Origin of the sequence: Clostridium culturomicium (assembly GCF_000821305.1) — a bacterium.
GTDB lineage: Bacteria > Bacillota > Clostridia > Clostridiales > Clostridiaceae > Clostridium_J > Clostridium_J culturomicium.
Genome location: NZ_CCXK01000016.1, coordinates 1 through 25,656, shown reverse-complemented (window position 1 = coordinate 25,656; position 25,656 = coordinate 1). Strand labels below are relative to the sequence as shown.

Genomic DNA, 25,656 nt, shown 5'->3' with positions numbered 1-25,656 from the left:
ATACACTAGCAATTTATTTTATTAGTGGTAATACATCCATTAGCAAGGACATAATCAAAGCCATTTGGAAACTGTTTTTGATTTTGAAAATCAGCTCCAAATAATATTAACTAAAATTAATTGCTTCCATAGATATATTCATTTGTTTTACTAAGCACATAATTACCATCAACTTGTCCTACACTGATTAGGTCACCTTGGTGTAATTCATGTTTTTCTATTGAAACTTCATTAGGTGAAACATAGATTGTATCAATAATCTCATCATTAATTAGAACACGGCTGTATGGGGTGAAGTATTCACCTTTAACTACAATTCTATCTTCTTCTTCAATAACTTTTGTAAGTTTTTCATCATAGATACCCATTTTTATATCTGTTGGTTCAAATGGGTTAACTTCACCATAGATTTCTCTTTTTCCATAAAGCATATCATATTGAAGAAGCTCAAAGGCAGATAAATAGTCTTCATTATCTCTTTCGTTTTGATGAAGCTTTGTTAAAGTACCGTTGTCTATATTAAGCTGCTCTAAAACATAAGCATTAAGCTGATAAGCTTCAAGGTTTTTATCTTTTTTAGGAAGATTCATGTTATCCCAAATTACATAAGGAGTATCATAAAGTGTGTTAGCAGCTAAATCTTCTTGTTCAATTCCAAAGGTTGGAAGGTGGTCACCGAAAAGAACTAAAACTATATCTTCATTTGTCTTTGAAAGTTCATTGATAAGATCAGCAACAAACTGGTCCATTTCATGAATTTGATTTACATAATATTCAAAAGCATAATCTTTTTCTTCGTCAAAGCCGTCAACCTTGATGTAATCTGGTGAAGAGCTGTATTCCTTAAGTAATTGCTCCTTAGTTAGAGCTATATCAGCAGCTTCAGCTTTTGCAGCGTCATGAAGGGCTTCTTCAGCAGCTTCATTAGTAGCTTCATCAGAAGTTTCATCGCTTTGAAGGTCTCCAGATGGGTTGTTTGGATATTTTCCATGACCTTGAACAGAAATAGTGTAGATATAATCTTGCTCTTCTGTAGATTTAAGGGTGTTCAAGATTTCCTTAATAAGGATTTTATCCTTTGCCCAGCCAGTTGGATTTTCTTCTATAGGATTCATATACTCTAGAGAAGTAAAGGTATCAAAGCCTAGGTTTGCAAAAACCTTATTTCTTCCATAGAAGGTTCCATCATTATTGTGGATTGCATGAGTGCCATAGCCCAATTCTTTAAGATTGTAAGCTGCACTTTCAGCAGTAGTTTCTTTTAAGATAGTTTTGTAAGGATATTCTCCAGGACCAAAAAAGTCAAGATTCATTCCAGTAATAGCTTCAAACTCTGTATTTGCAGTACCAGCTCCTATTGAAGGAACAGTTAAATAACCAGAGGTAAACTCAGATGAAAGTTTATGGAGGTTTGGAAGGGGATCCTTAGAGAATTTAACATCTTTTAATGTAGTTACATCAAATAAAGATTCAAGCTGAAGCATTATTATATTTGGCTTTTTAACTTCAGTTTCTACCTTTTTCTTACTTTCAAGAGTTTTTGAGGTAATTTCATCTATTGCTGTTGGTGAATAATCTTTAGGTTTATTCATTCCAGTGTTAACCAGACTATTTACAAAACAGTATACAAAGCCGTAATCCTTATAGGCATCAGCGATATTTCCAAAATTTGCAGCCAATACATTAGTTGAAAGGGCTACTTGAGTAAAGAGAGTAACTACAACTGTTATTATTCCAACTATAACAATATTTCTAAGGTAAGAAATTTTGTTTTTATAGATTGGAGCACGACGCCAAAGGGAAACCAAACCAACAACAAGTAGTATAGCTGCCACAATAACTAAACCGATTTGGAAGCCATTAAAATACTTTGTTAGTATGGTTGTCCCATCTCCTAAAAGAGTAAAATCAGTAGCTGTAAATGGAGTAACTCTGTTACTTAAAATGATAAAGTTTGTAATTCCGAAACCTATCCATAAAATAGAAAGCAGTGTTGCCACAAATACTCTTCTTCTGGTTAAGAATGTAATGGATAGTGTTATAAGAATTACAAGTACATTGTAAAAGAATACCTGCGGTTTCGTCAGCATGTGACCAAACCCCTTAAACAGTGACGCACGGTTAAAGCATTCAATGATTAAGTTAATAAAGGTTGCTAATAGCATTAACATTACTAAGGTTTTACAGTTATCCTTTGTAAAAATTTTCTTCATTAATTTCTTCATAATAAAATCTCCTAATATAAAAATGTTAATATACTTGCTAAAAAATACTTACGATAAGCGACCATCCAAATCTATGATTTGGCGAATGAGAAGTTAAGTGACAGTCTAAAAGTGATGCTCCAAATCTATGATTTGGTCAGCAGAACTCCCACAGTGTGCATCTATGATTTAGTTACGGAACTTACTCTTTGACGACTTCTTTGAATGAATATGAAAATGAGTCTCCTTATTAATATATTTTATCTCTTTATAATATAAACCTTAAAAGAGAATATTTGTAGTAGTTAAACAAAGTCTTAAGAAAACTTTAATAATTTTTTTATTCTTTAGCTAATATATGAACTTAATATTATTACGTTCATAAAAAAACAAAAGTGCTTTAAATATTAATATAAATTTAAAGTATTGTAAAGATGTTCTTCGAGCTTCGAAGAACAATTACACTTTTTATAACAATACTAATTATATAAAAAAAGAGAAATTTTTACAATAAATAAAGAAGAAATCTCAATGAGAGATTTCTTCTAAAATAAAACTATTTTTGACTTAAATTATTTTATTTTGAATAGTATTTATGGCCATTTATATATACATCTGAAATGTTTAAGTTTTTATCAAGTAGAACCAGATTAGCTTTTTTACCTGAAGTAATACTTCCCATAGCATCAAAGACACCAATCTCCTTTGCTGGGTTCATAGTTGCACATTTAACGGCACTTTCTAAAGGAACTCCAAAGGAAACAGCCTTTCTTAAACAATTCATTAAAGAAGTGGCGGAACCAGCAATGGTACCATCCGTTAGAGTAGCTAGACTTCCTACTACAGTAACAACTAATCCACCAAGAGTATATGTTCCATCGGTCATTCCAGTAGCTCTCATGCTGTCGCTTATGAGAATTATATGATCATCTCCAAAAAGCTTGAAGGTAGATCTAACTATGTTTGGATGACAGTGGATACCGTCAGAAATTAATTCTACATAACAGTTTTCAGTATCAGCAGCAGCGCCAATGATGCCTGGATCTCTGTGAAGCATAGGAGCCATTGCATTGTATAAGTGAGTAACGTGACAGGCACCTTTTTCAAAAGCTTTAACTGCAGTATCATAATTTGAAGCACTATGTCCAAGGGATAAAATTGTTTTATCCTTTAACTCCTCTATAAACTCCATTGCACCTTCAAGGTCTGGAGCAATAGTAACGATTTTAATTTTTTCACCAGAGGCTTCATTTAATCGGTTAAAGACATTCACATCTGGTTTTTTCAAAAATTTTTCAGCATGAGCTCCTTTTTTACCTGGGGAAAGGAAGGGGCCCTCTAAATGAATTCCTAAAAATTCTGAACCTTGAGCATTTTCATAAGTTCTTGACTCTTTGCAGATATTGTATAATTCTTCTTCATCTAAAGTTAAGGTTGCAGGTGTGAAGGCAGTAACACCTTGACTTGCTTCAAACTTTGCAATGATTTCAGTGGCTTCATTAGTTCCGTCACAGAAGTCATACCCCATAGCTCCATGAAGATGAATATCAATAAGTCCAGGGATGGCATAAAGCCCTTCACCGTCAATAACTTCTTCTGATGTATTTTCACATAAAGAATCTACAAAGATACCATCCTTAATGAAGATATCCTTAGTTACAAATTCACAGCCTTCAGTAAAAACCTTTGCATTTTTAATAATCATAGTCTCACCTCTTATAAAAGTTGAGAAAGAGCTGCTTCATCAGCAACGATAATAACATCATTGTGAAGCTGTAAAATTGAAGCAGGAACGAGTGGAGTAACAGGTCCCTTTAAAGCCTTATAAAGGATATCGGACTTATCTTCACCACTTACAACTAAAAGAATTTTTCTAGCCTGCATGATGTTTTTTATTCCCATGGTATAAGCTTGTTTTGGAACATTTCCATCAGGAAAGAATCTTTGATTTGCCTTTATAGTTCTATCAGTTAAATCTATGCAGTGGGTTTCCTTTTCAAAAACAGCACCAGGCTCATTAAAGCCGATATGTCCGTTATGACCAAGGCCTAAAAGCTGCATATCAATTCCACCTAAATCATAAATACATTTATTGTATCTAGTACATTCCTTTAAGTCATCCTTTGCAAGACCGTTAGGAATATTTATATTATCTTCCTTAACATTGATATGTTCAAAAAAGTTTTTGTGCATAAAGTGATAGTAGCTTTGTTCACTTTCTCTCGGTAAGCCTTTATATTCATCAAGGTTAACTGTTTTAACTTCAGAAAAATCTAAGTCACCCTTTTCATACCATTTGATTAATTGCTCATAAATTCCTATAGGAGTTGAGCCTGTTGCTAAACCTAAAACGCAGTTAGGCTTCATAATAACTTGTGCAGATAAAATATTTGCTGCTTTTCTACTCATGTCTTGATAATCTTTTGCACTATAAATTTTCATAAAAAAACCTCCTGAAATTTGTCTTTAAGTGTAATCCAAATAGTTAATTTGAGGGAAACTCTTTCTTCACAATTTAATATATTTCCCATTATAAGTTATCTTCTAGATATAATTATTAAATCCTTTTAATTTTTATGATATATTATTTTAATTATAATTTATCACAATATAGTTATAATTTTGGCAAATATAATCAACAATTTCCTTAAAAATTATTTGGAAATAAACGGTAAATGCACTATAATGAAATTAAGGAGAAGTAGGAAATGGGAAGATTGAAGCGTATATTGCAGATGAAAATAGATATTAAGCAATGATTTATAGTAGAAGTGGAGTAAATAGAGAGCCACATAATTCATTGTTGAGGAGGGATTATTATGTGGAAGATTAGAAGTGCAAGTAGCAAAGAAGATGAGATACTTACAAGCATAGCCGCTGAATCAGAGGCCTATTGGGGATATGATGAAGAATTCATGGAGATATATAAAATAATATATAATGTGACTTCTGAAATCATAAGTGAAAATTTAGCCTATGTGCTGGAAGACGAAGGTGATATTATAGGTTTTTATGTGGTGATTCAAGAAGCTTATTTAGGTGAAGTTGAATACTTTTATATTAAACCAAGGTACATGGGAAAAGGTTATGGCAGAATTATGTGGGAGCATATGATAGATTTGTGTGAAAGCTTTGGTATTTTAGAGATTGAGCTTGTTACAAGTCCTCAAGCCAAGGAGTTTTATATTAATATGGGAGCTGTAGTTGTAAGCGAAGTACTATCTCAAGTTAATTCAAGAAAGATTCCTAAGTTAAGATGTGAAGTTTTAAGAAAACAGAAAAAATAATTTAATCTGTTAAGAATTATTGTACTTTAATAAAGAATAATACGTATTATCTATATAAGGAAACTCTTCCTCTTATTCATTTGAATGAGCAGGTTTAATTTATCTAAATCATAGATTTAGAGTTTCACTTAAGGAGATACGTATTTTTATTTGCTATGAAAAATTTCTTCTAATGTTGATAGACTTTAAGTTACTACAAATTCCAAAGGAAGGAATTAAAAATTAAAGTAAACAATAAAAAAGGAGGTATTTATGAAAAGAGCAAAAATAATAATTCCCTTATTAATAGCTGCCCTTTTAGCAGGCTGTGGAGCTAAAAGTTCTAACGGGTCAACAGCTGATAGTACATCATCAGATTATGAGGAAGCAAAGCAGGAAATAGCCTACGACGGTGAAGGTACAGCTCCAATGGAGGCAAATGCAGAAAGTACCAGCATTAATTTTGAAAATTTAAGTGAGAAAAAGATTATAGACAATGCAAACCTTTCAATTGAGACAGTAGAATTTGATAAGGCTGTGGATACATTAAAGACATCACTTGAGCAGTGTGAGGGTTATATGCAGTCTTCTAACATTAATCATCCAGGAGTTGGCAGCAATAATTATAAAACCTATAGAAACGCAGACTTTGTGGTAAGAGTACCAAAAGAAAGCTTTCAAGACTTCCTAAAGTCAGCAGAAACCATGGGAGTTATCACCAATGAAAACAGTAGTAGTGAGGATATTACAAAACAGTATTACGACACAGAAACTAGACTTAAGGTTTATGAAGCCCAAGAAGCCAGGTATTTAGAATTATTAAATGAAGCAAAGACTATGGAAGATATCCTAACCATAGAAAAGCAGCTTACAGAGGTAAGGTATAATATTGAATATCTTACTGGATACAAAAACCAAATGAATGACTTAGTGGATTATGGAACGGTTAATATAAGCTTATATGAAGTTGATGAGCCAACTAAGTTGGTTGACAATCCTAAAAACTTTGGGGATAAAATAGTTAATGCTTTTGCTACGTCTCTAAAAAGTTTGAAATATGTGGGAACAAGTTTAATATTAATTATTGTATCAATAATACCTTATGCAGTAATTCTTAGTATTATTGGCTGGATTATCTTCTATGTATATAAAAAAACAAATAAGAATAAATTTAAAAAGTAAGATATGAAAATTAAAAGACCTTCATAAATAGAAAACTATTTGTGAAGGTCTTTTAAGGTATAAGCTATTATAATTTTTAGAGAGATATTTCAATTAAGACTAAGGTTGGAAATTAGAAATCAAATTAGAAATTTCATTAAGAGTATTTAAAGCAACCTTATCTTCAAGAGATTTTGCAAAGTCTGTATTTTCTAATACAGTTTTTATTTCATCAGTAGGAATCTCTTCTTCGTTAATAAGCATATTAACAAATTTATTAATTGTTGACTTGACCTTTATGCTTAAATCATGGTTATCCATCCATAGGTACAACTCATAAATTGTGAAGAAAAGATTTCGCTGGTCTTTAACAAATTTGATGTCTTTATCATCATGAAGATTTTCATTGTTAAACATAACTCTTTCTTCTAAAAGGCCTGAAAACATCAAAAGGCTGTTCATGATTGTAGTGTGTTTTTCACCTATTGCTAGATTGTGAATTTCTTGTAGAAACTCAGTTAAGGTATTTTGATAAATTTTCTTTAAATCTTTATTTGCCTTATTGAAGTCATAAGGTAATAAAAGACTTTCAAATATCATGGCAATGACTGTTCCAGTAACAATTAAAAAGAGAATGCTAGCAGAGAAAATGTTTAATGAGTCATATACTATAAAACCAATGCCAAAGGCACAAATAGAAATTAAAATACCGCTGTACTGGTATTCTTTCTTATAGATTGCGTAAAAATAACTAGCAGTGAAAATAACTAAGCCGCCTGCACCGAAGCCCTTGAAGATGGCAAATAGAATGAATGAAATTAAGCCGCCCAAAAGGGTTCCTATGACCTCATATCGGATGCCCTTTTGACTTGTGCCGTAAAGTGGAAGCATAATTGCAAAGGTGGTAACAATGACCCAGATTCCTTCACTAAAGATGAAAAAACCACTTAAAAGAGTTGCAATTGTCATACCTAAAGCAATACGTAAGGCAAAATAAAATTTAAAGGATAAAATAGGCAGCTTTTTCCCTTCTAAAGTTAGTTTTATATTGTTATCACTAAGGGTATTACTGACTTTTTTCGAGTCACTACTGAGGTTTATGACTTCACCAACACCTTCATATATAAAGCCTAAAAGATTTATTACACTTAAACCCGCATCAGAGTAATTCGTTTTTTCATCTTCTCTTAACTTAATTTTGTGTAAAGCATCTTCAAGTTCAAAGAGCTTTTTAGTTTTAAGTCCACTTTCTATGGTGGAAAGAAAAACAGAAATCTCTTTTAAAATATATCGTTCATCTTTATCATTATGAAGTTTTGGAATGATATTATTTAACTTCTCAAGACCATTTACGACAGCAAGCCTTACAGCAGCTTCGTCAGTTAAGGAAAAACGTTCTTCTTTTTTATCAAAAATTACTTTTCTAATATTTGATAAGGATTTTTCTAAGATAGTATCAAGCTTTGCAGGACTTTCTCCGGCGATAATTAATTTGCACTTATTAATTAAAGTGTTACAGATACCAATGATAAGCTTATCTTCATCCTTAACATTACCTTTGCCGTAATAAATATAATTAACAATCATAATAACAATTCCGCCAAGGGCTAAAGAAGTAATTCTTAGAGGAATCATTCTATTAGGAATTGGTGTTAGAAAAAGATATAGATATTCTAATGCAAAGGGAATATATAAAGGGGATGAAAGTCTGTAAAGCATATAGTATCCAAGGAAAAAGAAAATTAAAAAGCTGAAAATAACTGCAAGCCAAAAATATTCAAGAGCTAAGATACTAGCCACACCGATAACCACATTAAGGAAAACAAGTTTCAAGGTGTTTTTCACAGGATTAACGGTTAAATCTCTTCGAAGCATCGTTAAGGATGCCATGATGATGGAAACACCAATGAGACCATTCTGCGTTCCAAAAACAATTTGAAATAGTATAACGAATAGGGCAGAGCCTATGAATAAAAGGGTATTACCCATTTTCCCAATTTTTTTCATAATTCACACATACCTTCCCTTTATTGATAATAAATAATTCCATGTATCTATTAGTATTGCAAAAGATAGCATGTTATATTCAATGGTAATAAAAAGTGAAGAGCGTTAATTTACTGAAGGTTGTACAACAATTCAGTATAGTATATAATAATTTAGAATGAAAATTGAAAAATGAAGGACGAAAAATTATGGATAGAATTCCTAGGGAATTCTTTTTATATTTCAGTAAGATAATATAATTAAACAAATAAGAAGGAGCTAAACCATGAGAAAAAGAAAAGAGTATGAATTTACTATAGAAACTACAGAATTCCCAGGTAAAGGTATCGCAATTTATGAGGGAGAAAGAGTTGGAATAAAAGGAGCAATTCCAGGACAAAAGGTTAGAGCAAGAGTTACAAAGAAAAACTCTAATGGAATAGAAGCTAAACTTTTAGAAGTTCTTGAAGATGTAGATTATAAAATAGATCCTGCCTGTGAACTATTTGGAGTTTGTGGAGGCTGTAGCCACGGAAACTTATCAATGGACACACAGCTTAAGTTTAAAGAAGAGCAGGTTAAAAAATTATTTGAAGACAAAAATATAGAAGGCTTCGAATACTTAGGAATAGAAAGCAGCCCAGTGCATTCTGAATACAGAAACAAAATGGAATTCACCTTTGGAGACTTCACAAAGGGTGGAGACTTAGAACTTGGAATGCACGCTAAAAACAAAAGCTTTTCTATTGTAACTGTAGATTGTTGCCAAATCGTTGACGGAGACTTTAGAGCAATAATAAAAGCTACATTAGAGCACTTTAGAGCTGTGGAGCTTCCTTACTACAAAATAATGAAAAGGGAAGGCTTCCTAAGAAACCTAGTAGTTAGAAAAGCAATAAACACAGGAGAAATTCTTGTTAACATAGTTACCACAAGTCAGATTGACTATGACTTTACAGCCTTCAAGGAAGCAATCCTAGCACTAGATCTTCAAGGAGAAGTAACAGGAATCATCAACACAATAAACGACTCTTTCTCTGACGTGGTTCAAGCTGACAGAGTAGAAGTATTATATGGAAGAGAATACATCACAGAGAAACTTTTGGGATTAAACTTTAAAATTAATCCATTTGCATTTTTTCAAACTAATACAAAAGGTGCGGAAAGCCTTTACTCAATAGTAAGAGACTTCATCGGAGAATCTGAAAACAAAACTGTATTTGACCTATACTGTGGAACAGGAACTATAGGACAAATCGTTGCACCAAAAGCTAAAAAAGTTGTAGGAATAGAGCTAATTGAAGAAGCTGTTGAAGCAGCAAAAGAAAATGCAAAGCTAAATGGTTTAAATAACTGTGAATTCATCGCAGGAGATGTAGCAGTGACCATCAAAAACGTAAAAGTTAAACCAGACATAATAATCCTAGATCCACCAAGACCAGGGGTACACCCAGTGGCTCTAGACTACGTTATAAAATTCGGAGCACCAGAAATAATTTACGTATCATGTAACCCTAAAACACTAGTAACAGACTTAGAAGTACTTGTTGCAGCAGGATATGAAGTGAAGCAAATGAAGATAATGGATATGTTCCCGAATACACCGCACGTTGAAACGGTCGTTAAATTAATTAAGAAATAGCAGTGTTTGAGATGCTTTGATATGATTTAAAAATGTGATTTGCCACCATATATTTTAAGTTGGTGGCAAATTATTTTGGGTGAGATATTTTATAAAATGTTAATAGTATTATTTTCTTTTTGCAGCAATTATGTTTTTTTATGTTAACTAAGTAATCTCCAATAAAAATTGTTCTATTTGGATCTTGGTTTTAGAAGTACAAAGTTCCAATATACCTTTTTAATTTTATTAAAATCACTTATGGATATTATTTTTAAATCATCATTATCGACAGTAATATTACATGCATCTAATTTAGAAAGTTTTACATATTGTATAGGATTTTTTTGATAAGTTTATACGGCTAATTTAAGGGCACCAAAGAGTACACGGTAAAAATTGATTATGCTAGATTTAGATAATCCACTTATATGTTTTTATTAAGAAATTCTTGTAAAATTAAAGGTGTAAGGGATTTAAGTATGTAAAAGCCCAATGATGGTTTAATATGATTTTTTATTATCTTATTATAATATTCTTGAGTTTTTTTATTCACAATTTATGATCATATACTCTTTATACCAATAATCAAGATAATCAGCTATATATATTACTTTCATCAATAACACTCCAATAGTTTGCATATTCAGTTATGGAGATACGCAATGATTCCTAAGAATCTTTTTTAATTTTAAAACCTCCGTTTTCTTTCAATTATTCCTAAATTAAAGTAATAGATTCATGTTGAGCCACATTTTCTTGTTCCACATTGCATTTAATCACATCTTTATTTAGTTTTTAGTATATTTAAATTACTTTTAAATATGAGTTAATTCATTTCAACAATATGTAATGGCTCCCAAGCAAATGTTTATTTCAAACATAATAAACCCAATAGTTACTCTTATAATATTATATAGCCTCTTAAAAAGTTCTGTTACATTTAATTCTTGTTCTAATTCATGAACAAAACATATCCATTTTAATAAAGCTTTTATTATATTATTTTGGAAAATAACTTTGTCATAAACCAATCTACGAGATTTATATTCTTCGATATATTCTCTGGTTTTGTAAGTTCCGTGATATTCAATTAATCAAATATTCAATTCAAGTGATAACATATTTGGTGAGATGCCAGTTACTATAGGTGAGTTTACAGAAAAATTATAGGGATGAATTTATAATAATATACATGAAAAATAAGGTTATGTAACAATTTGGGGGAATTTAACATAATATATAGTATATTTGCTAAAGGGGGGATGCGTTATATCTTATTATAATAGTAATATAAAATTAGAATACGCACGAGCATATATAATACCTCAAAGATATAAAAGTTTATATTCTATATGTGAAGGTTTTTATAAAGGAACAATCTTTAGAGATTTGTATAGACCGTATAAAAACAATTAAAAGTGAGGTAATATTATGAATTCGTTCGAGTTATTAAAATGTATACAAGAAGTACAATTTTACGCTGTGGAACTAAATCTTTATCTTGATAATTTTCCTAATAACAGAGAAGCAACTGAAGATTATAAAGAGATTTCTAGAAAACTTGATAAGTTAGTTGCTGAATATGAATACCAATATGGACCTATAAGGAACTTTGGATCTGCTTATATTGAGAATCCAAACAAATGGGTTAACCAACCATGGCCATGGGAAATTAGATGTTAGGGAGGTTTAGTTATGTGGTATTATGTAAAAACTCTTGAATATCCTATAAATTTAAAGTGTAATGATTTAAGAATGGCAAAATATTTAATATCTCAATATGGTGGACCAGATGGTGAATTAAGTGCAGCACTTAGATATTTAAATCAAAGGTATACAATGCCTACAAATAAGTCAAAAGCACTGTTAACTGATATTGGGACAGAGGAAATGGCACATGTAGAAATGATTGCTACAATGATATATCAATTAATGGAGAATGCATCAGTTGATGATTTGAAAAAATCTGACCTTGCTGCTCATTATACAGACCATGGTAAAGCTTTATATTATGCTGATGCTCAAGGAAATCCTTGGACAGCAACGTATATTCAAGCTAAAGGAGATGTAATAGCCGATTTGCATGAAGATATGGCAGCTGAGCAAAAGGCTAGAGCAACGTATGAATGGTTAATAAATCTTACAGATGATCAAGATATAAAAGAAATTTTACGATTCTTGAGACAAAGAGAAGTTGTTCATTATCAAAGGTTTGGAGAAGCGTTAATGGATGTTCAGGAAAATTGTATATTAAGCTAAAAAAGAAAGAAGAGTCTTATTTAATAAGGCTCTTTTTATATTGTCCGAAATGACATTAAACTAACGTCTTGTAGACTTAAAGTGTAAAAGGGGTATAAATACATTAATCAAGAACAATGTTGTGTCTTAAGGCCCATATGAGGTTTAATAATATAAAGTCTGCTCCAAGTGCCCCTTGGACAGATAAATAAAGAGGAAAGTTTATGTATTTTAAAAAGACAAGTTACGAGAATAATATGGAGAATCGCTATTCCCGGAACGTAAGATTCAGGATATTGCATTTGATATGGTTTTAGGAACAGGTGGACTCCCGGTAAGTGCAGATAATACCTTTAAGGCTAGAAAATTCAGAGTAGCTGTAGAGGGTGTGAGTTTTGATAACAACGATGGAGAAATGGCTGCTACTGGTAACTTATTAGGGATAGGGGATTTAGTTGTAGGAACATTTAATACTACAACAAGAACTTTCACACTGGGTTTTAATGAGGCACTAGGGACTTTAAATGCTGTTTCTAGTGCCAGCTCAACTACTGGAGATAAAACTAAATTAACAGTTACATCAACACTAACTGGCGGTAATAGCTATAAATATAAAACTGCAGCTAGTTTGAGTTTGCCAGTATTAAACGAGCTTTGTAACAGTGGTATACAGTGTGGGATGAAGTAGCTGAAATAATTGTAACTACTGGAAACAAGATTTTAATAGTTGAAATATATGCTAGCAATAAAGCAAAAAAGGTTGGAATTGCTACAGTAACTTCTAAAGCATAAAAGAAGGAATGAAGGAATGAAGGATGAAAATTAATGGAGTGGAATTAGAAAGCTTAGATATACTTGACCTTAAGGTAGCTGAAAAGTATCAGCCAGCACTTAAAGGTGTTGATGATATGGGCGAAAGAGTAAAAGGTTTAACAATAGTTGAAAGTATTATGCTACAGTGTAATACTATATTTAAAATTTTTAATGACTTATTGGTGAAGGCACAGATAAGAAAATTTTTGGAGACAAGGTTAATTTAATGACTTGCTTAAAAGCTTTTGAAGAACTTATGACACAGGTGAATAGTTCTAATGGTGAAATAGAGAAAATGCTTAATAAGTATTCACCTAATAAAGCGCAAGGACGTAAAAAGTAATAAATATTTTAATAGATATAGTTCCAACTAGTGTAGATATAGAGGAAGAATATTATAACAAAGATGTAGCTTTAAAAGAAAACATTTCAACGAAATTGAGCTAGCTTACAAATGATTCAGGATTTACTCAAAATGCATTAAAGCAAACAGTAAGTGCTACTCAACCAATTGACTCAAAGCAAGGGGATGTTTGGATAAAATTAATTTAACCATAAAGGAGATGAGGAAATGGCAGTGAAAAATGCTATATATCAAGTTGATAATGGAAGTGGATTTGATGAAATTCATTTTAAAACGAAAGCAGCACAAGTGATGATGGCTAATGGAAAAATAGCTGAAGTTGAAATAGCAGATATTTAAAAAAATTTAACAACAGCTGATTTATTAAATAAATGGTATAAAGACTCAAAAACTGGATTGATAATTCAAATAGGACATGCTTATTTTACGCCTAGTGCAGTATATATGGTAGGGAGTATTACGTTAGTTATCTAATTAAATTTCCTACGGCAGTAATGATGACAATTCCAATTATAGAACCAGTAAACTCATGTCAATACAAAGCATATACAACACCAGTTGAGAATTTTAGTCCACGTAATCTATGGAGTTAAAGATATTTCTTAGACGTTAAAATTGAACGTGAGCATGATTTAAATTTAAGAGTTTTAGCAATAGGGTTTTAGGGTGAGTGGATGAAATATTATTTAGAGATTATAGGTAATGAGTTTGGTTTCTTATTTAGATGCAGTACATGATATACCTACTAGTGAAATATCAATTTCTACAGATGAATACAAAAATTATTTTAAATTAACTAATGAGGGGAAATAGTTTAGAGTTAAGAAAGAAGCAACAAGTAGCAGATTATTTGATTATATTGAGGAGTACATCCCTAAATTTAATATAGAGCCACAAACTCCATCAGATATGGATTTATTAAAAGAGGAAGTATTACAGCAATCAGAGGCAATGTTATGTATGGATTTTAGATTAATAAGATTAGAGATTGGATTACAGGAGGAATAACTATGACATATAAAAATTGTAAAAAGTTAATAATACCGTATTTAAATATTAAATGTAGTAAATAATATTTATGAGGTGAAAGACATGAGAAAGAAAGCAATCTATATAGCAGCATTAATAATAGCTGTTATTATTTTTACTACAAATAATGTATATGCAAATACTCCTATTGAACCTATTAATAAAGTTTATAAGGAAGGGATTTATAATTTGGACAAAAATTATAAAGGTAAATATAATTTGCAATACAAATTTGCTAATAAAAATAGTGATTCAGCAATTATTGTATTGGATGAAAATGCTAATATAGTTTATAAAAATATAAACTGTAATAGAAAGTGTAACGCTGGTACAATAACAAACAAGAATACTATTATATTAATAACAGATGGAGAAGTAGAATTAGATTTTACTAAAATAAATTAGAGATTAAATTGCAAAAATATTGTATTATTTGAAATGAATCTGCAGTATTTTTAGTACACAATTCAAAGAAAATGAGAACTAAATAGAGATTTAGAGATTAGAGGAATCCATGCACTTTATTTATGGCATATCCAAGCAAAGGTCAGGTCCATTTTAGAGTATCACATATAAATAAGGTAAGGTATTATCCAGAAGTTCAAAACTATAAATTTGCTTACAATAATTATAATGAAGAAGGACTTCCTAATGTACCATTTGGTAAAATTCCAATAAGATTTGACCAACTAGGATACAAAATACGTTACAGAGTAATGTGTGGAGGAATATGGCTACTATGGGTTGAAAACGGCAATACTTATATAGATGGACCTGACGGATATGCTGGATTAGGAGACGGTACGCCAATAACAGCAGTCGAAGTGAAAATAGTTAAAAAGTAATTTTTTAAGGTTAGTGTGAGAAATCTTGCTAGCCTTTATTTTTATGCGAAACTATGAGCCTAGGAGGGATGATCCAGGCTCATAGTATAAATAAATGAAGAGTAGAATAGATAACGCATAGTAGGGATTACATATCACGCTTTAATTTTATGGAAGAGAAATGATTTACGTGATATTAATAATTTTGGAAAATATAAAAAGGAGAAATTTTATATTTTACATTATCTAAATTCTATAAATAACTCTTCAAATATAAACATTAATTCATAGAAATTTAAGGCTTATTAGAATATACATATGAAGGGCAGATATATAATTGCTATGAAAAAGAAAAGGCATATAAATGTATATAAAATAAACAACATAAATTTTGCACTTCATAGATTAAAATATAAATTTTGTTAAAAAACAAAAGAAGAAAATGGATATAATAATTATGGTATTGAATATTTTGAGATGATCCATGCTATAAAACTCCTATAAAAAGTAATTTTGTTACTTTTTATGTAATTTTAATTTTTTTAAATCAAAATTCAATAATAATTTTTAAAAGTAATAAAATTTTAATAATTATTAATATAATATTAATTTAAGAATATTAATTTAAGATAAAAGTTTGATTTTTGACAAATAAAAAGAGCTAAGCACAAAGCTATAGCTCTTTATGTTAGATTTTATAATAATGGGTTTTGGATATTTTTATACTTAAAGTATAGATATTTTATGGTTAGTTATACATATGGTGTGTGATTATTATAAAAGAAAGCCTAGGAAATCTAGGCTATTTAAGTATGATGGCAGTGTTGTCAATTTGCCACCAGTTCACACAACATGGTTATAACTTTTATAAATAAGAATTATATTAAAAACACAATAAATTACTATAAGGAGTAATTATATTTAACATGTTACCTCATGAATATGTATTTTTCTAATAAGGGTTTGCGGGATTTACAATTGAAAAATTAAGTGTGTTTTGACTTCCTCCAAGGATAAATTGGAGGAAGTTTTTTTGTGGCATATTAATACGCAGAAGTATTTTAAATTTGAAAAATACTATAACTATAGAAGGTGTAATAATTCACCATAGTTAAGTCCTTGCAAAAATCCTAGTGACAATTTAAAGCTTGCCACTGGGATTTTATTTATACTTAACCTGTTATTATATAATGTATTAGCTTATTTGCCTCATCTTCAATTTCTTCTATAGAATCATGAATATAAATTCCGTTACCGCAAGCAAATATATTTTTTCTTGAGGTTTCAAAGTTGTTATCTACTTTAGGTCCTGTAGTTTCAGGGTTTAAGGTAATGTTACTTCTAAAGGCTACTAACCCATCGGATAACATTCCAAGAGCTAAAATTACAGTGTCACAGGTGATTTCTTTTTCATTAACCCCATTGGATATTTTAATGGACTTAACTCTATCTACTCCGGAAATACTTGTGATATGAGATTTTTCATATATATTGTTAGTGATTTTAGTAGATTCCGACCTAGGCCTTTCGCAAACTATTCCTTTAATATTAAGGTCATGAGCTTCTAGGTCCTTCATAATCATGTGCAAATTCTCGGTACCGTAGATGATTATGTCTTTTCCAGGTACAACACCCTCAAGATTTAAAATGTTTTTAGCATTTAACACAGTCATAACCCCAGCACATCTATCTCCAGAGACATCTAAGGCATTTTTACCTTTTTCTTTAGCTCCATTAGTTAGTATTATATTTTTTCCGGATAACTCTTCCATTCCTCTATCGGGGCTTAAGCAAACAACTTTTCCATCATTATTTATATTAATTACCATTGTATTAAAATAGGTATCAATATTTAATTTAGAGTATTTATCTAGTAAATCCTTTAAGTATTCTTTACCAGTTATATTTTTTGTAGTGCTTATATTATAGTTTCCAAGAGTTAAAGCTCCACCTAAAGAAGGATTTTTTTCTATAACAAGAATATTCTCTATACCTTTTTTCTTTCCTTCAATGGCACATAGCATCCCAGCTGCACCGCCACCAATGATTATTAAATCGTAACTACTCATAACAAACTAAACCTCCTTAAACCCTACAACAGGGGAAACCTTAGAATTTTTAACAACTTCAGTGATATCAATACCAAGCTCTCTACTAATTATTTTGCTTATAGGTAACAGACATCCAACACCTTGGCAACCACCCATGGTAGCTCTAGTTCTTCTCTTCACAGCATCAACAGTTCTGGCACCTAAAGTTCTATTAATAGAATCAACTATTTCACCTTCAGTTATTAATTCGCATTTGCATACCATGCGTCCATAAGCAGGGTTCTTTGCAATTAGAGCATTTTTCTCTTCAAGGGATAGGTCACTGAATTTTATCATTCCTTTTCTATAAGGATTAAAATCAGACTTCTCCTTCAAAGGCAACCTTCTTGAAACCATATCTTTTACATGAACAGCTATTGCAGGGGCTGCGGTTAAACCTGGTGATTCAATACCAACCAGGGAGATGAAGTTTTCATTATCACCGGTAGCTTCAATTATAAAATCACCATATTCTAAATGTGGTCTTAGCCCTGCAAAGGTTGTTAATACTCTGCCAACAGGAAGGGTTTTAACACTTTTATTTGATTTTTCTAGTATATAATTTAAACTATCTTTTGTGCTTTCTAAAGCACCTTTGCTATCTACTCCTTTAGCTGTGGGTCCAATTAATAGGTTGCCATCAGCAGTTGGAGTCACCAAAACACCCTTTGATATTTTGCTTGGAACCTGAAAAATAGTCTTACTTATTAGCTTTCCAGCTATTTTATCTAGTAAGATATACTCACCTTTAACAGGCTTTAAGGTATATTTATTTTCACCTATCATATTGTTAATTTCATCACTATTTATACCAGTAGCATTTATAACCATGGTGCTGGTTATAGAGCTTCCATCCTTAAAGGATAGCTCATATCCAGAGTCCATCTTATCTATATTTACAACTTCAGCATCAAAGATAAACTCAACCCCATTTGTACAAGCATTTTCTGCAAGGGCAATAGTCACTTCATAGGGACTAACAATACCAGAAGTCTTTGCATGTAAGGCACCAACAATAGTATCAGATATATTTGGTTCAATCTTGCTCACTTCTTCCTTAGAGAGGATTTCTAAACCTTCAACACCCAAACCTTGGCCCTTGGATTTTAAATTTTCTAAGGTACACATATCTTCATCATTAAAGGCTAATACAAGGGCTCCATTTCTATTAAATTTAAAATCTAACTCCTTAGATAAAGTATCGTACATTTTATTTCCTTTAATATTAAGCTCAGCCTTTAAGGTGCCTTTCTTCTCATTATAGCCAGCATGAATTATTCCGCTATTAGCCTTTGAAATACCATTTGCAACATCAGTATCCTTTTCAACAACTGCGACTTTTAAATCATATTTAGATAATTCTCTCGCAATAGCGCATCCAACTATTCCAGCACCAATTATAACAACATCTTTATTCATAAGATCCCCCTCCTAAATGAAGCAGTAATTGTTTGATTTACTCCATTAAAATTTACTATTATTTATCTTAATTAACTTCTTTATTAAAGCTATAATCTTTATCTATAAGTAATTATAAATCTACACTTAATATAAGTAAAATTAGTGTTTTTGATTATAGTCATAGGTAAATAGTTATGAATGATTTGTGAGGATGAAGAAGTGTTTACAAAAAGAAAAGCGTAATAAGATATTCTTTACTATCATTCAGATGGGAAACGGGTTTATTATCATGAAAATGGCGAAAAGTTTATATTCATTTAAAATTAACATTTAACCTTATCTCATAAAAGCTAAGTAAGAAAAGCAACATAACTTATGAAAAATCTGTTCCTCTTATTTCAGCAGTCTGTTCCTTTAATTTTAAATCGATTTACTCGGGTAAAGTGAGCTCTGTTTTTAAGGAGGAACAGAACATGAAAAAGGAACAGAATTTTTTTGTCTGTTCCCTGTTTTGTTCCTTAAATGAAGTTAGTGATTTCAAGTAGTTTCAGCGTTAAAGGAACAAAGAACAAAAATTGAAGTGTAATATTGGTGTACAAGAAAATAAAAGATAGATTTTTTGAAAAAATCAATGATTTAAAATTTAATGTACTAGAGTAAGAAAATTGCGTTTTGTTCTGTTCTTTGTTCCTTGAATGAGAAAAAGTTGTTAATGAAATATGAACGGGTGGAGAATCGGCAGAATTAAGTAAAAAAGTTTATTTGGCTTGGCACAATCTTGGACAGCTTTTGACTATTTATTCTTAGATTCAATTTTTCAGGAGGGTTTAGATGATAATAGCAAAGGGAAGTTCAAGAAAAGTAAGAGTGTGGAAGAATATAGATGTTTCATGGGAGAAGCTGGAGAGTATATTTAGCAAAATCATAAGAACAGGAGAGACTGTAGAGGAGTATAAAGCTCTTCCAAAGGAAATACAGGATAACATCAAGGATGTGTGAGGCTTTGTAGGAGCTTATATAAATGATAGTACAAATGAAATTATTTTACCTAAAAATAAATTTTTAATGGATAATGAGGAAAGTAAGGAAGATACAACTCAATCAAAGGTTGTGGTTTATAAGTACTGTGGAGCTCAAAACAAATCAACTAAAAATGAAGAAGAGTGTGAGTATTGTGGGTCACCACTAGAATAAAATGATTTTAATAAGAGAAGGTAAAGTATATACTAATAAATATAAGAAGGGTAAAAATAAGAACGGCCTTCACTTTATTATAAGTGTGGAGAGCTGTTCTTTGTATTTTTAAATATGAAAGCTTTCCGTTTACTTCTTTAGTTAATGCTTCAATACTGTCATCCTTTAGTGTATAGTAGTGTTAATGCATAATTTAAAAAGTGTGGAGTGAATTATTGGCTTTATAGATTTTGTAAAAGGATTTTATATGCAAAATATGGATATAATTATTAAAAGGTATAGGCTTTAAGTTATAGGTAAAGAAAGAGGTACAATTTATGAATAATAAAAACACAGAAAATATTTTTGAAATAAAGGGCGAGGCTACCCTGGTAACTATATACAAGAAAAATGGGACTCCACTGAAGACTCAAATTGATACAGAAGATTTGGAAAAGGTTAAAAGTGTTGGAACCTGGTTTGCAGAGTGGAATAAGGATTTTAACAGCTACCTAGTTCAAAATATAAGCTCATCAAAGGTTAATAAAAAGGCTAAGCCTTTAAAGCAAGGAATTCAAACCATAATTATGGGAGTGTCAGCAACTACTCCAGTAAAGCATATTAATGGGGATACATTAGATAATAGAAAAGCCAATTTAAGAATTTATGATAGAAATGAGAAGAATGAAATCGAGCAGGTGGATGAAAGCACAATTGCTATTTTATTAAGAGATAAATACGGTAATGTAAATGCTAAGGCACTAATCTCTCCAGAGGATAAAGAGCAGGTTTTAGCTGAGGGCTTCGTATGGACTACTTACAAACATAGAGATAAAACCATGGTGGTAGCTAATACCCCTGAAGGAAGAATCTATCTTGATAAGCTGCTTTTAAAGCCAGATGATATGCAAAGAGTTCATCATATAAATCTTAATCCTTTAGATAATAGAAGAAATAATCTTGAGCTAAATTCTATAGATTTAGATTAGATGCACAATAGCAGGAGTTATTATTAGAGGATACTACAACAATCAGTTGGACAGAGGGTACAGTGGAAACTTGTGCTAATTACATTACTGTAGTGTACAATGATATAAACAGTAAAGGAAGAAATAGAGGAAATTGAAATGGACGGAACAAGAAGAAGTAATATTAAAATAGGAGCAACAGTTTTAGTGGTTCAAAAGCAGGATCAACGCACTGGAAATCTGACAGAGGGTGTAGTGCAAAGAATTCTTACAAATTCACCAGAGCATCATCATGGCATAAAAGTCATGCTTGAAGGTGGCATTGTTGGCAGGGTGAAAGAAGTAAAATAAAAATTAGTATAATTGTGATGAATAAGGGAAAAGTCTATTTTTCGGGGTATGCTAATGTGGTCTTAAGAGCTAATTAGCAAAGAAAAGTTCTTGGAACTATAATTAATAAAGGATATAAAAAGTAAACCATACCTTGACGTAGATTTTACGGCAGGGTATGGTCATTTTAAATGAGAATAAATGAAGGATGGTGATGGTTATTATGTGGGCATTGAAAACTTTATTTGTTACTATAGTAGTATTAATAATATTTATAAAGGTAAGTCCCGTATTTGGGGGGAGTGCCTCAAAGGAGGCTAATAAGGAATATTCGGAAAGAGGGACTAATTATATAGATAAAAAGTTTATATATCCAGAGCAATATAAATTAAAGATTGAGGCTGGCGAAAATAGTATTTCAAATAAGGAAAGAACTCCTAAGGATGCATTACCAGTGATGAAGCCAACTTTTATGAATACCCCATCTGTTGATGAGTTAAATGTAACATGGCTTGGACATTCTACATTATTGATACAGATCCATGGTATGAATATTATGATTGATCCATTATTCAGCAAGCGTACATTTCCAGTTAACTTTGCTGGGCCAAAACGCTTTAGTGAGATGCCGATAACAATTGAGGAGATTCCAGAAATTGAGTTACTTATTATTTCTCATGACCATTATGATCATTTGGATATGTATACAATTAAGAAGCTTGACAGTAAGGTGAGAAAATATATTGTGCCACTAGGTTTGGAGAATCATTTGCAACGATTTAATGTTGAGAAAGGAAAAATTCAAAGTATGGCTTGGTGGGAAGAATTTGAATTCAATGGATTAACTATTGGATGTACTCCTGCAAAGCATTATTCCAATAGACAGTTATCAGACAGGGGGAATACCCTTTATGCTTCTTGGGTTTTAAAGGATGAGTATCATCAGATATATGAAAGTGGGGATACCGGTTTTGGTGGACATTTTAAAGATATACATGACAGGTATGGAGACTTTGATTTTGTTATGATGGATAGTGCACAGTATAATTCTGCTTGGCATGATAGTCATATGTTCCCAGAGGAGGCTGCTATGGCCGCTAAAATTATGGGAGCACGGATAAGTATGCCAATTCACTGGGGAGCATTTGCATTATCAAGACATGGATGGGATGATCCACCAGAGAGATTTGTAACCTGGGGAGAAAAAAACAATATGGAAGTAGTTACACCTAGAATGGGAGAAACAATGGCATTGGATAAGTATCAAGAGTTTCAAAAATGTTGGTGGAGAGATTTTGAATAGGGTTTAAGGAGATGTTATTTATGGATTTTATTAAAAAGACTAGTACTTTATATTTTATAGCAGCTATATTATTTTTAATTGTTGCAGTAAGGGACAAGAGTAGTATATGGACTATTTTAGGGTGTGCAAATATTATATTTGGAATAAATTATAAGAAACGAAATAGATAAGGCAACACATTTCAATTTCATTCAAAGGTATGAGATAAATTATAAATTCTAGTAGCTTAATTAAGGGGTTAGACACTGAAGTGGTTGAAGGTTATAATATGTAGCTTAGATTGTTCTAAAAATTCGATATAACAAAATAGTTGTAAAATATGATTTTTAATACTTGTCCTAGTGTATCAGTATATAAAAACATGAGGAATTTAAAGATATTTGCAGGAATATGAATATAATCTGTGCAAACTAATTTATATAGAGGTTTTTGAGGTTAAATTCATGATAAGATAATCCATGTCGCTGAGAGACGCGGCAAAGCAACAACAAAAATTAAGTAGTTAACTCTTCGAAAGAAAGAAAAAACTTCTTGAAAAATGTTGACAGATAAGAAATTATCTAGTAGAATAGTAAAAGTCGTCACTAACGAGTGATGAAGTAAAACAAGAATTGGTCTTTGAAAATTAAACAGAGAAATAAAGGTAAAACCAGTTAATTTCGATAGAGATAATCTATCAACAAATGACTTTAACAAGTCAGCGAAACAATTAGAGCGCAGCTCAAACTTTTTAAATTGAGAGTTTGATCCTGGCTCAGGACGAACGCTGGCGGCGTGCCTAACACATGCAAGTCGAGCGATGAAGTTCTTCGGAACGGATTAGCGGCGGACGGGTGAGTAACACGTGGGTAACCTGCCTTGTAGAGGGGGATAGCCTTCCGAAAGGAAGATTAATACCGCATAACATCTTTTTATCGCATGGTAGAAAGATCAAAGGAGCAATCCGCTACAAGATGGACCCGCGGCGCATTAGCTAGTTGGTGAGGTAACGGCTCACCAAGGCGACGATGCNGGAAGCCCTTCGGGGCAGGAAGACAGGTGGTGCATGGTTGTCGTCAGCTCGTGTCGTGAGATGTTGGGTTAAGTCCCGCAACGAGCGCAACCCTTATCATTAGTTGCTACCATTAAGTTGAGCACTCTAGTGAGACTGCCACGGTTAACGTGGAGGAAGGTGGGGATGACGTCAAATCATCATGCCCCTTATGTCTAGGGCTACACACGTGCTACAATGGTGAATACAAATAGATGCAATACCGCGAGGTGGAGCCAAACTATAAAATTCATCCCAGTTCGGATTGCAGTCTGAAACTCGACTGCATGAAGCCGGAGTTGCTAGTAATCGCGAATCAGCATGTCGCGGTGAATACGTTCCCGGGCCTTGTACACACCGCCCGTCACACCATGAGAGCTGGTAACACCCGAAGTCCGTGAGGTAACCGCAAGGAGCCAGCGGCCGAAGGTGGGATTAGTGATTGGGGTGAAGTCGTAACAAGGTAGCCGTAGGAGAACCTGCGGCTGGATCACCTCCTTTCTAGGGAGTCGACATAAGGTTAATCCCTTATGACACTACTGGTACTTATTACTCTGTTTAATTTTGAGAGACTAACTCTCAAAATGTTCTTTGAAAATTACACAGTGATATATATTGTTAAACCTTTAAATTAATTTAAAGAAACAATTTCGTCAAGAATTTTAATGAATTCTTTGTAGAATTATTGAAGTCTAATCTTGATCGCTCAAGATTAGCAAGATAGGTCAAGCTACAAAGGGCGCATGGTGAATGCCTTGGCACTAGGAGCCGATGAAGGACGTGATAAGCTGCGATAAGCTTTGGGTAGGCGCAAATAGCCAGTGATCCAGAGATTTCCGAATGGGGAAACCTACATAGTCAACACTATGTACCGTATACTGAATAAATAGGTATGCGGAGGTAAACCCGGGGAACTGAAACATCTAAGTACCCGGAGGAAGAGAAAGAAAAATCGATTTCCTGAGTAGCGGCGAGCGAAAGGGAAAGAGCCCAAACCTAAGTCTTTGACTTAGGGGTTGCGGACAAAACATAAAAGATGACAGGAATTAGCCGAAGACAGCTGGAAAGCTGCTCCGCAGAGGGTAATAGGCCCGTAGGCGAAAATGGAGGTCATCGAGTTTTGATCCAGAGTACCACGAGACACGTGAAACCTTGTGGGAAGCAGGGAGGACCACCTCCCAAGGCTAAATACTACCTAGTGACCGATAGTGAAGAAGTACCGTGAGGGAAAGGTGAAAAGAACCCCGGAAGGGGAGTGAAATAGAACCTGAAACCGTGTGCCTACAACCGGTCGAAGCACTTTATATGTGTGACGACGTGCTTTTTGTAGAACGAGCCAACGAGTTACGATATGTAGCGAGGTTAAGTACTTAAGGTACGGAGCCGAAGGGAAACCGAGTCTGAATAGGGCGCATAGTTGCATGTCGTAGACCCGAAACCGGGTGACCTATCCATGGCCAGGATGAAGCGACAGTAAAATGTCGTGGAGGTCCGAACCACGTTGGTGTTGAAAAACCATGGGATGAGCTGTGGATAGCGGAGAAATTCCAATCGAACTCGGAGATAGCTGGTTCTCCTCGAAATAGCTTTAGGGCTAGCGTCGGTTAATTGAGTAATGGAGGTAGAGCACTGAATAGGCTAGGGGGCATAGCGCTTACTGAACCTTATCAAACTCCGAATGCCATATACTTTTATTCCGGCAGTCAGACTGCGAATGATAAGATCCGTAGTCAAAAGGGAAACAGCCCAGACCATCAGCTAAGGTCCCAAAGTGTAAGTTAAGTGGTAAAGGATGTGGGATTTCTAAGACAACTAGGATGTTGGCTTAGAAGCAGCCACTCATTTAAAGAGT

At 32.6% G+C, this 25,656-nt stretch carries 23 protein-coding genes, 1 rRNA gene, 1 pseudogene and 1 other annotated feature; of the genes and pseudogenes, 18 read left to right on the top strand and 7 right to left on the bottom strand.

What is annotated here, in order from left to right; all coding sequences use genetic code 11:
• Positions 1 to 116 precede the first annotated feature (116 nt).
• The 3 genes from BN1075_RS09565 to nagB all read right to left on the bottom strand — a co-directional run bounded on the left by BN1075_RS09565 (position 117) and on the right by nagB (position 4,646).
• Positions 117 to 2,225 carry an LTA synthase family protein gene (locus BN1075_RS09565; protein WP_052406495.1) on the bottom strand — a complete coding sequence of 703 codons (2,109 nt, stop codon included), beginning with the start codon at positions 2,223 to 2,225 and terminating at the stop codon, positions 117 to 119.
• 556 nt (positions 2,226 to 2,781) lie between these two features.
• Positions 2,782 to 3,909, bottom strand: coding sequence for an N-acetylglucosamine-6-phosphate deacetylase (nagA, locus tag BN1075_RS09560; RefSeq protein ID WP_040192944.1), 1,128 nt, complete (start codon positions 3,907 to 3,909; stop codon positions 2,782 to 2,784).
• A gap of 11 nt (positions 3,910 to 3,920) precedes the next feature.
• Entirely contained in the window at positions 3,921 to 4,646 is a 726-nt protein-coding gene (gene nagB, locus BN1075_RS09555) for a glucosamine-6-phosphate deaminase (protein WP_040192943.1), read from the bottom strand.
• 377 nt (positions 4,647 to 5,023) lie between these two features.
• On the opposite strand from nagB, the gene BN1075_RS09550 reads away from it, so the two are divergent.
• Together BN1075_RS09550 and BN1075_RS09545 are read left to right on the top strand one after the other, a co-directional pair.
• Positions 5,024 to 5,491, top strand: a complete 468-nt coding sequence (locus tag BN1075_RS09550; protein ID WP_040192942.1) for a GNAT family N-acetyltransferase — start codon at positions 5,024 to 5,026, stop codon at positions 5,489 to 5,491.
• 252 nt (positions 5,492 to 5,743) lie between these two features.
• Complete coding sequence (locus BN1075_RS09545) at positions 5,744 to 6,652, top strand: DUF4349 domain-containing protein (RefSeq protein WP_040192941.1); 909 nt, start codon at positions 5,744 to 5,746, stop codon at positions 6,650 to 6,652.
• Positions 6,653 to 6,751: 99 nt separating this feature from the next.
• Here BN1075_RS09545 and BN1075_RS09540 read toward each other — a convergent pair whose 3' ends face one another.
• On the bottom strand, positions 6,752 to 8,638 hold the full coding sequence (locus tag BN1075_RS09540) for an FUSC family protein (protein ID WP_040192940.1): 1,887 nt from the start codon (positions 8,636 to 8,638) through the stop codon (positions 6,752 to 6,754).
• 265 nt (positions 8,639 to 8,903) lie between these two features.
• Between BN1075_RS09540 and rlmD the strand changes: the two genes are divergently transcribed.
• Positions 8,904 to 10,259 (top strand): 23S rRNA (uracil(1939)-C(5))-methyltransferase RlmD, encoded by a 1,356-nt coding sequence (gene rlmD / locus BN1075_RS09535; RefSeq protein WP_040192939.1) that lies wholly within the window; start codon positions 8,904 to 8,906, stop codon positions 10,257 to 10,259.
• A gap of 406 nt (positions 10,260 to 10,665) precedes the next feature.
• On the opposite strand, the gene BN1075_RS22510 is transcribed toward rlmD, so the two are convergent.
• Entirely contained in the window at positions 10,666 to 10,794 is a 129-nt protein-coding gene (locus BN1075_RS22510) for a tyrosine-type recombinase/integrase (RefSeq protein WP_197072294.1), read from the bottom strand.
• A 695-nt stretch (positions 10,795 to 11,489) separates the two neighbouring features.
• Here BN1075_RS22510 and BN1075_RS21130 point away from each other — a divergent pair.
• From BN1075_RS21130 to BN1075_RS09505, 8 genes and pseudogenes are all read left to right on the top strand, one after another.
• Positions 11,490 to 11,657, top strand: coding sequence for a spore coat associated protein CotJA (locus BN1075_RS21130; protein WP_235777779.1), 168 nt, complete (start codon positions 11,490 to 11,492; stop codon positions 11,655 to 11,657).
• A gap of 15 nt (positions 11,658 to 11,672) precedes the next feature.
• On the top strand, positions 11,673 to 11,924 hold the full coding sequence (locus tag BN1075_RS09530; RefSeq protein ID WP_040192938.1) for a spore coat protein CotJB: 252 nt from the start codon (positions 11,673 to 11,675) through the stop codon (positions 11,922 to 11,924).
• A 12-nt stretch (positions 11,925 to 11,936) separates the two neighbouring features.
• Positions 11,937 to 12,500, top strand: a complete 564-nt coding sequence (locus BN1075_RS09525) for a manganese catalase family protein (protein ID WP_040192937.1) — start codon at positions 11,937 to 11,939, stop codon at positions 12,498 to 12,500.
• Positions 12,501 to 12,786: 286 nt separating this feature from the next.
• Positions 12,787 to 13,167 (top strand): hypothetical protein, encoded by a 381-nt coding sequence (locus BN1075_RS20760; RefSeq protein WP_052406494.1) that lies wholly within the window; start codon positions 12,787 to 12,789, stop codon positions 13,165 to 13,167.
• Positions 13,168 to 13,294: 127 nt separating this feature from the next.
• Positions 13,295 to 13,635 (top strand): annotated as a pseudogene (locus tag BN1075_RS09515) (DUF6673 family protein).
• A gap of 228 nt (positions 13,636 to 13,863) precedes the next feature.
• Positions 13,864 to 13,995, top strand: a complete 132-nt coding sequence (locus BN1075_RS22350; RefSeq protein WP_268871539.1) for a hypothetical protein — start codon at positions 13,864 to 13,866, stop codon at positions 13,993 to 13,995.
• Positions 13,996 to 14,748: 753 nt separating this feature from the next.
• Complete coding sequence (locus tag BN1075_RS09510) at positions 14,749 to 15,090, top strand: hypothetical protein (RefSeq protein WP_040192935.1); 342 nt, start codon at positions 14,749 to 14,751, stop codon at positions 15,088 to 15,090.
• 122 nt (positions 15,091 to 15,212) lie between these two features.
• Positions 15,213 to 15,530 carry a hypothetical protein gene (locus BN1075_RS09505; RefSeq protein ID WP_040192933.1) on the top strand — a complete coding sequence of 106 codons (318 nt, stop codon included), beginning with the start codon at positions 15,213 to 15,215 and terminating at the stop codon, positions 15,528 to 15,530.
• Positions 15,531 to 16,681: 1,151 nt separating this feature from the next.
• Here the strand turns inward: BN1075_RS09505 and BN1075_RS09500 are convergent.
• Together BN1075_RS09500 and BN1075_RS09495 are read right to left on the bottom strand one after the other, a co-directional pair.
• On the bottom strand, positions 16,682 to 17,578 hold the full coding sequence (locus BN1075_RS09500) for an NAD(P)/FAD-dependent oxidoreductase (protein WP_040192932.1): 897 nt from the start codon (positions 17,576 to 17,578) through the stop codon (positions 16,682 to 16,684).
• Between the two features lie 6 nt (positions 17,579 to 17,584).
• A complete protein-coding gene (locus BN1075_RS09495; RefSeq protein WP_040192931.1) occupies positions 17,585 to 19,018 on the bottom strand; it encodes an NAD(P)/FAD-dependent oxidoreductase in 1,434 nt (477 codons plus the stop codon).
• An 813-nt stretch (positions 19,019 to 19,831) separates the two neighbouring features.
• Between BN1075_RS09495 and BN1075_RS21565 the strand changes: the two genes are divergently transcribed.
• From BN1075_RS21565 to BN1075_RS09475, 7 genes are all read left to right on the top strand, one after another.
• Entirely contained in the window at positions 19,832 to 19,999 is a 168-nt protein-coding gene (locus BN1075_RS21565; protein WP_156132785.1) for a hypothetical protein, read from the top strand.
• 66 nt (positions 20,000 to 20,065) lie between these two features.
• The gene (locus BN1075_RS22345; RefSeq protein WP_268871538.1) at positions 20,066 to 20,194 is read left to right on the top strand and encodes a hypothetical protein; all 129 of its coding nucleotides are present in this window, start codon (positions 20,066 to 20,068) and stop codon (positions 20,192 to 20,194) included.
• 317 nt (positions 20,195 to 20,511) lie between these two features.
• The gene (locus BN1075_RS09490; RefSeq protein WP_040192930.1) at positions 20,512 to 21,162 is read left to right on the top strand and encodes an HNH endonuclease; all 651 of its coding nucleotides are present in this window, start codon (positions 20,512 to 20,514) and stop codon (positions 21,160 to 21,162) included.
• 138 nt (positions 21,163 to 21,300) lie between these two features.
• The gene (locus tag BN1075_RS09485) at positions 21,301 to 21,492 is read left to right on the top strand and encodes a YwbE family protein (RefSeq protein ID WP_040192929.1); all 192 of its coding nucleotides are present in this window, start codon (positions 21,301 to 21,303) and stop codon (positions 21,490 to 21,492) included.
• Positions 21,493 to 21,694: 202 nt separating this feature from the next.
• Complete coding sequence (locus BN1075_RS09480; protein ID WP_040193504.1) at positions 21,695 to 22,774, top strand: MBL fold metallo-hydrolase; 1,080 nt, start codon at positions 21,695 to 21,697, stop codon at positions 22,772 to 22,774.
• A 20-nt stretch (positions 22,775 to 22,794) separates the two neighbouring features.
• Complete coding sequence (locus BN1075_RS21560; RefSeq protein WP_156132783.1) at positions 22,795 to 22,944, top strand: hypothetical protein; 150 nt, start codon at positions 22,795 to 22,797, stop codon at positions 22,942 to 22,944.
• Positions 22,945 to 23,505: 561 nt separating this feature from the next.
• Positions 23,506 to 24,305: a sequence feature (16S ribosomal RNA rRNA prediction is too short), on the top strand.
• Positions 24,306 to 24,527: 222 nt separating this feature from the next.
• A 23S ribosomal RNA gene (locus BN1075_RS09475) occupies positions 24,528 to 25,656 on the top strand; the annotation flags it as partial.

Coding starts and splice junctions, on each gene's coding strand:
- BN1075_RS09565 (WP_052406495.1), bottom strand. CDS start 2,225: ATGAAGAAATTAATGAAGAAAATTTTTACAAAGGATAACTGTAAAACC.
- nagA (WP_040192944.1), bottom strand. CDS start 3,909: ATGATTATTAAAAATGCAAAGGTTTTTACTGAAGGCTGTGAATTTGTA.
- nagB (WP_040192943.1), bottom strand. CDS start 4,646: ATGAAAATTTATAGTGCAAAAGATTATCAAGACATGAGTAGAAAAGCA.
- BN1075_RS09550 (WP_040192942.1), top strand. CDS start 5,024: ATGTGGAAGATTAGAAGTGCAAGTAGCAAAGAAGATGAGATACTTACA.
- BN1075_RS09545 (WP_040192941.1), top strand. CDS start 5,744: ATGAAAAGAGCAAAAATAATAATTCCCTTATTAATAGCTGCCCTTTTA.
- BN1075_RS09540 (WP_040192940.1), bottom strand. CDS start 8,638: ATGAAAAAAATTGGGAAAATGGGTAATACCCTTTTATTCATAGGCTCT.
- rlmD (WP_040192939.1), top strand. CDS start 8,904: ATGAGAAAAAGAAAAGAGTATGAATTTACTATAGAAACTACAGAATTC.
- BN1075_RS09530 (WP_040192938.1), top strand. CDS start 11,673: ATGAATTCGTTCGAGTTATTAAAATGTATACAAGAAGTACAATTTTAC.
- BN1075_RS09525 (WP_040192937.1), top strand. CDS start 11,937: ATGTGGTATTATGTAAAAACTCTTGAATATCCTATAAATTTAAAGTGT.
- BN1075_RS20760 (WP_052406494.1), top strand. CDS start 12,787: ATGGTTTTAGGAACAGGTGGACTCCCGGTAAGTGCAGATAATACCTTT.
- BN1075_RS22350 (WP_268871539.1), top strand. CDS start 13,864: ATGGCAGTGAAAAATGCTATATATCAAGTTGATAATGGAAGTGGATTT.
- BN1075_RS09510 (WP_040192935.1), top strand. CDS start 14,749: ATGAGAAAGAAAGCAATCTATATAGCAGCATTAATAATAGCTGTTATT.
- BN1075_RS09505 (WP_040192933.1), top strand. CDS start 15,213: ATGGCATATCCAAGCAAAGGTCAGGTCCATTTTAGAGTATCACATATA.
- BN1075_RS09500 (WP_040192932.1), bottom strand. CDS start 17,578: ATGAGTAGTTACGATTTAATAATCATTGGTGGCGGTGCAGCTGGGATG.
- BN1075_RS09495 (WP_040192931.1), bottom strand. CDS start 19,018: ATGAATAAAGATGTTGTTATAATTGGTGCTGGAATAGTTGGATGCGCT.
- BN1075_RS21565 (WP_156132785.1), top strand. CDS start 19,832: ATGATAATAGCAAAGGGAAGTTCAAGAAAAGTAAGAGTGTGGAAGAAT.
- BN1075_RS22345 (WP_268871538.1), top strand. CDS start 20,066: ATGGATAATGAGGAAAGTAAGGAAGATACAACTCAATCAAAGGTTGTG.
- BN1075_RS09490 (WP_040192930.1), top strand. CDS start 20,512: ATGAATAATAAAAACACAGAAAATATTTTTGAAATAAAGGGCGAGGCT.
- BN1075_RS09485 (WP_040192929.1), top strand. CDS start 21,301: ATGGACGGAACAAGAAGAAGTAATATTAAAATAGGAGCAACAGTTTTA.
- BN1075_RS09480 (WP_040193504.1), top strand. CDS start 21,695: ATGTGGGCATTGAAAACTTTATTTGTTACTATAGTAGTATTAATAATA.
- BN1075_RS21560 (WP_156132783.1), top strand. CDS start 22,795: ATGGATTTTATTAAAAAGACTAGTACTTTATATTTTATAGCAGCTATA.